This window comes from Delftia sp. ASV31, assembly GCF_016428765.1.
Classification (GTDB): domain Bacteria; phylum Pseudomonadota; class Gammaproteobacteria; order Burkholderiales; family Burkholderiaceae_C; genus Comamonas; species Comamonas acidovorans.
The window spans coordinates 1-10070 of the sequence record NZ_JAELTK010000136.1 but is presented as its reverse complement, the minus strand read 5'-3'; the positions used below and the strand labels follow the sequence as shown (position 1 = coordinate 10070).

9 protein-coding genes and 1 pseudogene are annotated in these 10070 nt (G+C 67.6%); all 10 read right to left on the bottom strand.

All coding sequences use genetic code 11. The features are described 5' to 3' along the window. Positions 1–186, bottom strand: a pseudogene (locus JHD82_RS27670) (hypothetical protein); the annotation flags it as partial. Next, positions 186–2138, bottom strand: coding sequence for a 3-oxoacyl-[acyl-carrier-protein] synthase III C-terminal domain-containing protein (locus JHD82_RS27665; protein WP_199140014.1), 1953 nt, complete (start codon positions 2136–2138; stop codon positions 186–188). The gene JHD82_RS27665 and the pseudogene JHD82_RS27670, both read right to left, overlap by 1 nt. A 15-nt stretch (positions 2139–2153) precedes the next feature. Next, positions 2154–3089, bottom strand: coding sequence for a fatty acid desaturase (locus JHD82_RS27660; protein ID WP_199140012.1), 936 nt, complete (start codon positions 3087–3089; stop codon positions 2154–2156). Beyond that, positions 3086–3832, bottom strand: a complete 747-nt coding sequence (locus tag JHD82_RS27655) for a sterol desaturase family protein (RefSeq protein ID WP_199140010.1) — start codon at positions 3830–3832, stop codon at positions 3086–3088. The genes JHD82_RS27660 and JHD82_RS27655 overlap by 4 nt, the downstream gene beginning before the upstream one ends. A gap of 19 nt (positions 3833–3851) precedes the next feature. Next, entirely contained in the window at positions 3852–4844 is a 993-nt protein-coding gene (locus tag JHD82_RS27650; RefSeq protein ID WP_199140008.1) for a tripartite tricarboxylate transporter substrate binding protein, read from the bottom strand. A gap of 97 nt (positions 4845–4941) precedes the next feature. Further along, the gene (gene rpoH / locus JHD82_RS27645) at positions 4942–5886 is read right to left on the bottom strand and encodes an RNA polymerase sigma factor RpoH (protein WP_012203622.1); all 945 of its coding nucleotides are present in this window, start codon (positions 5884–5886) and stop codon (positions 4942–4944) included. Positions 5887–6188: 302 nt separating this feature from the next. After that, positions 6189–7187, bottom strand: coding sequence for a tripartite tricarboxylate transporter substrate binding protein (locus tag JHD82_RS27640; RefSeq protein ID WP_199140006.1), 999 nt, complete (start codon positions 7185–7187; stop codon positions 6189–6191). Positions 7188–7242: 55 nt separating this feature from the next. Continuing rightward, positions 7243–8409 (bottom strand): acyl-CoA dehydrogenase family protein, encoded by a 1167-nt coding sequence (locus JHD82_RS27635; RefSeq protein ID WP_199140004.1) that lies wholly within the window; start codon positions 8407–8409, stop codon positions 7243–7245. 26 nt (positions 8410–8435) lie between these two features. After that, positions 8436–9662 (bottom strand): CaiB/BaiF CoA-transferase family protein, encoded by a 1227-nt coding sequence (locus JHD82_RS27630; RefSeq protein WP_199140002.1) that lies wholly within the window; start codon positions 9660–9662, stop codon positions 8436–8438. 30 nt (positions 9663–9692) lie between these two features. Further along, on the bottom strand, positions 9693–10070 hold a 378-nt coding region (locus JHD82_RS27625), incomplete at its 5' end, for an enoyl-CoA hydratase/isomerase family protein (RefSeq protein WP_233174918.1).

The following is a 10070-nucleotide window of genomic DNA, read 5'->3' as shown; positions in this document are numbered from 1 at the left end:
GATGCTGGTGCGTGCCAGCGGCCGCAGGAAGGGCAGCAGGTACTGGCGCGAGCCGCTGCTGCAGTCACGCAGCCAGGCGGCCTTGACGTCGTCGGGCAGCGGCGTGCTCTGGTCCAGGTACAGCGCGCGCCAGGGGCTGGGGTCGCGCTCGTCGTGGGGCGGTTCGATGAAGTCTGGTGGTTGCATCAGTGCTCCTCGGGCAGGACATGCTCGAACTGCATCAGGTACAGCGCCGCCGTGTGGCGCGCGGTGCGCACGATGGCCTGCGCCGCCGTGCCCCCTCTGCCGTCTGTGTCGTCCAGCGCCATCACCATCTGCACGGCCATGAGCCAGCGCTCCAGGTGGTGTTCGTCGTTGGCGCCGTGGTATTCCAGGAAGCGGAAGGCATCGGGCGGCAGCGGCAGGCTGGCGCGCAGCAGCGGCAGCAGGCTGGGCACGATGCGCTGGCCCGTGCCTTCGATGATGTAGATGGCGCCCAGCAGGCCGACCGGATTGGGCGTGGCGGCCAGGCCGTGCAGATAGGCGTTGAGCGCCTCGCCGCCGGGGTTGCGGCGCAGGCGGGTGAGGTCGGTCTCGGTGCCGCCGGCCTTGAGGTAGTCCTCGTGCAGGATGCGGAAGTCGTTCTGCTCCTCGCCCGCATGCACGTCGATCAGCGCGGCCAGCGCCGCGTGCTCGCCGGTCAGCGAGGCCGCGCCCTCGCGCATCCACAGGCTGCCCTCGCGCACCTGGGGAACCCAGTGGCTCATCCAGCGCACGTAGTCCGCCGTCTGCAGCCTGCCTGTGCGTATGCGCTGCAGCAGCGGCGTGCGCCACACGCGCGAGCGGTAGTCCTGCCAGAGGCTGGCCAGCTCGGTCAGCAGCGGCGCCAGCGTGGCCGGGGCCTGGTTCGGGTCGTGGGGCGGGGCGATGGTGGAGACATCGGGCAGCAGGTCCGGGGCAGCGGGAGCTTCGGCGGTGGCACTGCGTGCTGCGGCGGTGGTCGGGGTGGCGGTGGGAGCCTGGGCCGCATCCTCCACTTCCAGCAGCATGTAGCCGGCCGTGAAGCGGCCCGATTCGGGAATGAAGCACAGCACGGTGTCGCCGTGCTTCAGGCGTGCCGATTGCGTGCGCAGGAACTCGGACAGCATCACGAAGATGGAGGCCGCGCCCGTGTTGCCACGCCAGGCCAGATTGCTCCACCAGCGCTCGCGCGGGATGCCGAGCTGGGCCTTGCCCAGCAGCTCATCGACCACGGGGATGAAGCGCTCGGACGAGTAGTGGCACAGGAAATGGTCGATGCCGCGCTCGGGCACCCAGCCCGTGTGCGCCAGGTGGGCGTATTCGTGGATGCAGACATCGAACAGATGCGGCAGCAGGCGGATGTCCTGGCGCAGCGACAGCGCGCCTGCGGCCTCGGCATCGCCCCAGGCGGCAAAGTCCAGGTGGCTGGTGGCGCGGTCGGGCGTCAGGCCCAACTGCATGCAGACCGGGTAGTCGCCCGCAAAGCTGCGCAGGTGCGTCCAGCGCAGCTTCAGCCGCAGGCCGGGCGCCTGGGGCAGGGCCTGAGGGCCGCCCAGCAGCACGGCGCCTGCGCCATCGGACAGCATCCAGCGCAGGAAGTGGGCATCGAAATCCGTGTTGTATCCCTGGGCCGCGAAGCGCGAGCGCTTGAACAGGCGCGAGGGCATTTCGCTGGCCACGGCCAGGGCCAGCGAGTCGGGCGCGCGGTCCACGGCCTGGGCCGCCGCCTGCAGCGCGCCCACGCTGGCGGCGCAGACGCCGTGCACGGACAGGGTCTCCATGGGCGGCGCGGCCATCTCTCCCTGGATCATGTTGGCAAAGCCGGGCATGAGCGCATCGCCGCCCGACGAGCCGCTGGCCAGGAAGCCGACATCGCCCAGCGCACGCCCGGCCTGTGCCAGGCAGTCATGGATGGCCTGGGCGGCCATGGCCGTGTTGCTGTGGACGGTGCGGCCTTCGGCGTCTATGGCGTAGTGGCGCTGGACAATGCCGTTCTCGGCCAGGATGCGGCGCTTGAGGCGCTCGGACAGGCGATTGAGCGGCGCCACGTAGGCATCCATGCCTGCGTTGTCCACGGGTTCACCGGGCAGGAACATGCCTGCGGCATGCAGATAGACGTTGGAATAGGCGACGGGCATGGGTTCAGGGTCGTATCAGTCGTATGTTCCGGGAGGCATTTGCGCACGCGTGCGCGCCGGCGGCCAGACCGTGCCGAGCACGAAGACGCGGGCCATGTAGGGTAGCAGTCCGCCTTCGTTGAGCGCAGGGGCCACGCGCTGGCGGTAGTGTTCGCTGTGCAGGCGCGTGAGCTCGGACCAGTGGGCCTGGGGCCGCTCGTGGTGGGCCGTGTGCAGGCCGATGTTGAACAGCAGCGGATTGACCCAGCCCTCGAAATTGCGCGCGTAGTTCAGTGGCGTGGCGCTGTCCATCCGCTGGCCGCGCGTCAGCGGCCGGCCATCGGCATGGGCGTGCTGCAGGTAGTTGGTGGCCAGCAGCCAGTGCAGGCCATGCAGCTGGGGAACGATCACCAGCAGCAAGGCCTTTTGCCAATCCAGCGACAGCAGCAGTGCCCAGCTGCCCAGCCACAGCAGGTACTGGCCCATGCAGTAGCGAAAGGCGCCGGGCCAATGCCGCCGCAGCTGGCCCAGCCAGCGCAGGAACAGCGGGTACAGCACCCAGCCGGCCTGCAGCGGGTGCAGCAGGTAGCCCAGCAGATGGTTGTGGTCGCCGCCGAAGCGGTAGGTGCGTGCCATGTCGCGCGGGCCGTGGCGGAAGCGGTGGTGGTTGGCCACATGGGCGGGCCAGAACACAAAGGTCGGGTGGCCCTGCAGCAGGGTCAGCCAGTAGTCGGTGATGCGGTTGGCCCAGCGCCCGCGCCACATGCGCAAATGCGTGTGGTTGTGGTGGATGACGCCCACGCCCAGCGTGAGGAACAGCTCGATCCCGTAGAGCCACAGGTTCCAGCCATGCTGCCACTGCCACCACACGATCAGCGGCAGCGCCACCAGATAGGCCAGCGACTGCAGGTCGCGCCAGTGGCGCAGCCGGGGCAGCCGTGGCTGGACGTGGTGAGCAGGCGGTCGGCTCATTCCGTCCTGGGCCGGGCCGTGGCGGGCAGTGCCACGCGCGTGCGCATCAGCCGGTCCATGAAGGCCAGCGCAAAGCCGTAGTTGCCGTTGGGCCGGGCATGGTGCAGATGGTGGCGCCGGCTGGCGGCCAGCGCATGCGTGTCGGACACCCCGGGAAAGAAGTCGTAGTTGGAGTGGCCTATGACGTTCAGCAGCAGGCTGAGCACCGGCACCGAGGCCAGCGACCAGAAACTGAAGTCGTGCACCACCATGGGCAGCAGGATGACGTTGCCCAGCATCAGCGCCTCGATGGGATGGAAGCTGTAGGTGGACCACGGCGTGGTGACGATGGAGCGGTGGTGGTCGCCATGAAAGCGCCCCAGCAGCCGCGTGTGCAGCAGGCGGTGGTTGATCCAGAAGTGCACATCGTTCCAGATCAGCAGCACCACGATATCGATGGCAATGCGCCAGGGGCCTGCATCGGGCTCCAGCCGCGCCCACCCCAATTGCAGAAGGCCCCAGGGCACGATCATGCCGATGCCGAAGATCAGCACCGAATGCAGCGACTGGCGCCATTCGCGGCGCAACTGGTCGGGCTTGAGCGGGCGCGTGTCCAGCACGCGGCCCACGCCGCGCCGCTGCAGCCAGCGCGTGAGCGCCGTCATGCCCCAGCCGCCGGCCGTGTACAGCACGCCGAAGAAGAGCAGGCCCCAGGCCATGACCTGCCAGGCGTTGAGTTCGGTGAAGGCTTGGGCAGCGGTCATGGCGGTGTGATCGAGCACGTCATTGCGCGTGGATTCCCTGTTCGCGGATGATGCGGCCCAGTGCCGTCACGTCCTGGCGTATGCGCAGGGCCAGGCCCACGGGCGAGCTGCCGACAGCCTGCCAGCCCTGGGCGGCCAGGCGTGCACGCATCTCGGGCGTGCGCACGATCTCGCTGACCGCTTCGGCCAGCTTCTGCACATGGGCGGCGGGCATGGCCTTGGGCGCGGCCACGGCGTTCCAGATCTCCAGATCGAAATCCCCCACGCCCAGCTCCTTGAGGCTGGGCAGTCCCGGCGCCAGCGGGCTGCGCGCGGCCGAGGTCACGGCCACGCCGCGCAGCTTGCCGGCCTGCACCTGGGCCATGGCCAGTGCGGGCGGCAGCATGGACAGCTGCAGGTCGCCCCCCTGGATGGCGTTGAACACCTGCGGATAGCCGGGGTAGGGAATGTGTTCGGGCCTGAGCGCGGAGCGGCTCTTGAGCAGCTCCATGCCCAGGTGGCCCACCGTGCCCACGCCAGGGGAGCCGTAGCTCCAGCGGCTGCCGGCCTGGGCCGCGGCCTCCAGGAAGGCCCGGCCCTCGGGTGCGCCGGCCGGAGCCACCAGCACCAGGGGCGCCACGCCGATCAGGCTGACGGGCTGCAGATCCTTCACAGGGTCGTAGCGCACGGCGGGGTTGAGCAGGCGGGCAATCGTCAGGTTGCCGTTGATCATCACGCTGAAGGTATGGCCGTCGCGCGCACGGGCCACCTGCTCGCCTGCGATGTTGCCGCCGGCGCCCACCTTGTTCTCGACGATGACGGGCTGGCCCAGGCGCTTTTCCAGCGGCTCGGCCAGTGCGCGCGCCGTGAGGTCCGGGGAAGATCCTGCGGGAAAGCCGACGATCAGGTGCAGCGGCTTGCTGGGCCAGTTGTCGCCCGCCACGGCAGCGCAAGGCAGCAGGGCCGAGGCCAGGGCGGTGGCCAAGGCATTGGCGAAGAGGCGGCGTAGTGGCGAGATGGCGCTGGCGGGCATGGGGTACGTGGGGGCCGCAAAGGCTGCGGGCAATAAAAAACCCGGAGATTATCCGGGTTTGTCGTGAAGCGGCCTGTCAGCCCAGGCCGTCAGGCCATCAGGCGAACTCTGCCAGGGCCTTCTTCATCTTCTTCATGGCAGCCACCTCGATCTGGCGGATGCGCTCGGCGCTGACACCGTAGACGGCGGCCAGCTCATGCAGCGTCATGCCGCCCGAGCCGTCGTCGTTGACCTTGAGCCAGCGCTCCTCGACGATGCGGCGGCTGCGGTCATCCAGCGAATCCAGCGCCATGGCAATGCCGTCGGTGGCCAGGTGGTCGCGCTGGCGCGACTCGATCATGGCCGTGGGTTCGTGTGCGCCATCGGCCAGGTAGGCGATGGGGCCGAAGGCCTGCTCGCCATCGTCGCTGGGCGAGGGGTCCAGCAGCACGTCGCCACCGGCCAGGCGCGTTTCCATCTCCATGACTTCTTCGCGCTTGACGTTGAGCTTCTCTGCCACGGCGTCGATCTCGCCCGAGGTCAGCGTGTCACGCAGCATGGCGCCGTCCTCGGCCATGGCGGCATCGGACTTCAGGCCCTGCTTCATGGAACGCAGGTTGAAGAACAGCTTGCGCTGGGCCTTGGTCGTGGCGACCTTGACCATGCGCCAGTTCTTGAGGATGTACTCGTGGATCTCGGCCTTGATCCAGTGCATGGCGTAGCTCACCAGGCGCACGTTCTGATCGGGGTCGAAGCGCTTGACGGCCTTCATCAGGCCCACGTTGCCTTCCTGGATCAGGTCGCCGTGCGGCAGGCCGTAGCCCAGGTACTGGCGCGAGATGGACACCACCAGGCGCAGGTGGGACATCACCAGACGCCCTGCGGCGTCCAGATCGCTGTGTTCTTTGAGCTTGCGGGCGTAGTCCTGCTCTTCCTCAAGGGTGAGCATGGGCAGGCGGTTGACCGCGGAAATGTAGGCATCCAAATTGCCCAGAGGCGGCACCAGGGCCCAGGGGTTAGCGGGTGCCAAGGTGGTCGCAATGGAGCCGGAGGCGTTTGTCATTGCAGAGTTCCTTTCTTCCATTCCTTCATATTAGCACTCGTTATGACCGAGTGCTAAAGCCAAAGTTCCGTGGGTTTTTCAGACGGTTGCACTCATTTTTGGAGTGCCAAAAGTCGTTTGTGCCTAGTCTGAGCGATTTTTGGAAACCCTGCTTGGCGCTGCTTCCTGACTGGTTGTGAGGTTTTATCGAATCCTGGTGCGGTCCGTCGATTTTCTGCCCGGGGCCGCAAGCATGCCGTGCCTGCTGCAGTCCGCACTGGGGCGCAAGGCGCAGGCCTTGTTCACGCGACCGTCGCCGAGCATCACTGCGGCTCGATGTTGGCCGTTTGCGCAATCCGCTTCCACCGCTGGATTTCCTCTTGCTGATAGCGCGTCAGCTCGGACGGCGGCGACGCGAGAAGCGTCGAGGACTGCCGCTCGTAGTACGCCTTGATGTCCGGTGCCGTGCTGGCCTGCTGGAACAGCGCGAGCAGCCTGTTCACGACAGGCGCCGGCGTTTTCGCGGAGACGGCGGCAGCCACCCAGTTGTAGGCCAGGAAGTCCGCAATGCCCGCTTCGGGAGCGCTGGGGACGTTCGGGAGCATGGCGCTGCGCTGCGGCGCCGTGTAGGCCAGCGCGCGAACCCGCCCCCCGGTGATCAGCTCGATGGCGCCGCTGGCATCCACCACCGCAAAATCCACCTCGCCCGACACCGTGGCCTGTATGGCGGCACCGGCGCCCTTGAAGGGAATCTCGGTGGTCGTCATGCCTGCGATTTCATTGAGCCACTCGGTGTAGAGCCGGTAGGAGGTCGAGCCCGAACCGTAGTTCAGGCGGCCCGGACGTTTGCGGGCATCATCGATCAGCTCCCTGAGCGACTGGTATTTCGAATGGGCCGGCACGATGACGACGCAGGCGCCGCGCGACAGAAGGCTGATGGGGGCAAAGTCCTTCAGCGGGTCGTAGGGCAGTTTCCTGAACAGTGCCACGTTGGCCGACAGCGTGGAGTTGCTGCCCACGAACACCGTGTAGCCATCGGCCGGTGCGTTCAATACCGTCTGCACCGCGATGAAGCCGTTGGCGCCGGGCTTGTTCTCGACGAACACGCCCTGGCCGGTGATCTCGCCGATTTTCTTGGCGAACAGGCGGGCCGTCGAGTCGGTGCCGCTGCCCGGCGGGAACGGAACGATGATGCGCACGGGCCGGCCTGGAAATGCGGATCCGCTCTCGGATGCCAGCGCCCGCGGGGTCCAGGCACAGCCCGCAGGCAGCGCGCAAAGCCCGGCCAGGATGCGGCGGCGGGTGATTGAAGAAGTTTGCATGATGTCTCCTGATGTGGTTTTGTGGTTTTCCGTCTTGATGCGCTGGCCCGCCAGGTCAGCGCCTGAGGCCCAGCAGATCCCGGGCGATCACCCAGCGATGCACCTCGCTGGGGCCTTCGTAGATCCGCATGAGCCTGGCTTCGCTGGCCATCTGCTGCAGGGCAAGCTCCTTGGTCATGCCCATCGCGCCCAAGGTCTGCATGGCCCGGTCGATGACATCCCAGGCCATCTCGGTCGCGAACACCTTGATCATGGAAACCTGGGTTCGGGCCTCCTCGCCCATGTCGATCCGGGCCGCGGCCTCATAGGTCATGAGACGGCAGGCATGAAGGCGGGTGGCGGCATCTGCCACCCACCACTGGATGGCCTGGCGCTCCGCCAGCGCGGCGCCGAAGGTGCGCCGCTGCGGCGCGTACTCGCAGATCATGTCCAGCGCCCGCTGCGCCCGGCCGATGCACCAGGCGGCCATCTGGACCCGGCGGCTGGACAGGCGGGCCTGCATCGGCGCAAAGCCCGCTCCTTCCTTGCCCAGCAGCTGTGTGCCGGGCACGCGGCATTCCTCGAACACCACCTCGTAGGTCGAGACACCGCCGATCATCGGGATCCTGCGCTCCACCTGGAAGCCGGGCGTGTCCTTGTCCACGATGAATGCCGAGATGCCTCCGCGCGCGCCCTTCAGCTTGTCGGTGACCGCCATCACGATGGTCCAGTCGGCCGTGGCCGCCTTGCTGATCCAGATCTTGCGGCCATGGATGATCCAGTCGTCGCCGTCGCGGGTCGCCCGCGTGCTCATCATGGACGGATCGCCGCCCGCGCCGGGCTCCGATATCGCGATCGCCGACACGGTCTCGCCCCGGGCGTAGGGGCCGAGGTAGCGCGCCCGCTGCCGGTCATCGGCTGTCTGCAGCAGCATGCGCAGATTGGGAGAGTCGGGCGGCAGTTCGTAGGGCGTGATGGTCTTGCCCAGTTCCTCGTTGACACCCACCATGGCCACCACCGGCAGGTCGTGGCCGTCCATCTCGGCGGGCGCGTCCAGGCCCCACAGCCCCAGTTGGCGCGACAGCGCATCGAGGCGGTCCTGCTCTTCGGCGCGCAGACCCAGCATTCCCGTCGATGCCTCCCGCTCCAGCACCGAGGGCTCCAGGGGCATGAGTTGTTCGCGCACGAAGCGCGCGACCAGATCCTTGATCATCTGGTGTTCTTCGTTCAGTTTGAAATTCACAGTGCGTTCCTTCTAAAGGGGATGAATCAGGCCGTTGCGCCGGGAGCCGCCACGACGCGGGCAATCTCCCCGGGCGTGAAGCCTGCCTCGTGTAGGACTTCGGCGGTGTTCTCTCCCAGGACTGGGGCATGCCGCCGCAGGGACAGCGGTGTCGCCGAGAACCGCGTCGTTGGACGGATCTCGCGGAGCGTGCCTTCCGTGGGATGGCGCGTTTGCTGGAACAGTCCCACCGCTTCCAGGTGCGGGTGCTGCGGCAGGTCGTCCAGCCTGTGGATGGGCGTCACCGGAATGTCCAGGCGCTCGAACAGCGCGATCCATTCGGCGGTGGGGCGCTCGGGAATGATCTCGGCCATGTGCTGGTAGAGCTGGCGGATGTTGGCGTTGCGCCGCGCCTTGTCCTCGATGTGGAGTTCATCGCCGATGTCCTGCCTGCCGATCGCGCGGAAAAAGGAACGCCAGTGCCTGTCGGTGTAAGGCAGCGCGCAGATCCAGCCGTCCCGCGTCCGCAGTGGCCGGCGGCCGCCATGCAGCAGGCGCGCGTATCCCGCGCCCTGCGTGGCGCCCTCGAACGCCATGCCCCCCATGTGCTCGACCAGCACGAAGCTGGCCATGGTCTCCAGCATGGGCACCTCCACGCACTGGCTCACGCCGTGGCGCTCGCGGTGCAGCAGGGCCGCGAGGACCGCGTTGGCCAGCACCAGCCCCGTGGTCTTGTCGGCAATCAGGCTGGGCACGTACTCGGGGCGGTCGCCGCCGAGGGTGTTGATGTCCACCAGGCCGCAGCCCGCCTGGATGATGTCGTCGAAGGCGGGCTTGTCGGCGTGGGGGCCGTCCTGCCCGAAACCGGTGGCCATGCAGTAGACCAGGCGCGGGTTCAGCTGCGCCACTGCGTCGTAGCCGAAGCCCAGCCGCTCGATGGCTGCAACGCGCATGTTGTGCACGAGCACATCCGACTGGGCGATCAAACGGCGAAGCGCCTGGGCACCTTCCTCGGACTTGAGATCGAGAACGATGGAGCGCTTGTTCCGGTTCAGCGCCAAGTAGATGGAACTCATGCCTGCATGCTGCGAAACGCCGTTGGCGCGCATCATGTCGCCTTCCGGCCCTTCGATCTTGATCACATCGGCGCCCAGGTCTGCCAGGACCTGCGTCGCCATGGGACCCAGAACGACCGAAGTCAGATCGAGCACGCGGATGCCGTCCAGCGGACCCGTGCAGGGGCGGCCGGGGCCGGGGTTGGATGGGGTGACCATGTTGGGGTTCTCTTCAATCCTGGTGCGTGATCAACGTCCGTGAAACACCGGCGTGCGCCTTTGCGCCATGGCCGCAACGCCTTCGCGGAAGTCCTCCGTGCGGAACTGCTGGCGCTGTATCGCCAGCTCCCGCCGATTGGCTTCGGCCACCTGTTGCGCCAGGCCTTCGCGCAGGCCGGCGCGCGTGGATGCGACTGCCAGCGGTGCCGAGGCCGCGATGTCCTGGGCCAGTGCCATGCTTCGCGCAAGCACCTGTTCCTTTTCGACCAGTTCATCGGCCAGGCCCATCGCTACGGCCTCCTCGCCACCAATGCGGCGCCCCGTGTAGAGCAGCGTTGCGGCCCGCTGAGCGCCGATCAGGCGGGGAAGCGTCAGGCTGAGTCCGAAGCCGGGATGAAAGCCCAGGCG

Bases quoted from the DNA above. Each gene is read 5' to 3' on its own strand.
- JHD82_RS27665 (WP_199140014.1), bottom strand. From the start codon at position 2,138: ATGCCCGTCGCCTATTCCAACGTCTATCTGCATGCCGCAGGCATGTTC.
- rpoH (WP_012203622.1), bottom strand. From the start codon at position 5,886: ATGACAAACGCCTCCGGCTCCATTGCGACCACCTTGGCACCCGCTAAC.
- JHD82_RS27630 (WP_199140002.1), bottom strand. From the start codon at position 9,662: ATGGTCACCCCATCCAACCCCGGCCCCGGCCGCCCCTGCACGGGTCCG.
- JHD82_RS27640 (WP_199140006.1), bottom strand. From the start codon at position 7,187: ATGCAAACTTCTTCAATCACCCGCCGCCGCATCCTGGCCGGGCTTTGC.
- JHD82_RS27655 (WP_199140010.1), bottom strand. From the start codon at position 3,832: ATGACCGCTGCCCAAGCCTTCACCGAACTCAACGCCTGGCAGGTCATG.
- JHD82_RS27650 (WP_199140008.1), bottom strand. From the start codon at position 4,844: ATGCCCGCCAGCGCCATCTCGCCACTACGCCGCCTCTTCGCCAATGCC.
- JHD82_RS27660 (WP_199140012.1), bottom strand. From the start codon at position 3,089: ATGAGCCGACCGCCTGCTCACCACGTCCAGCCACGGCTGCCCCGGCTG.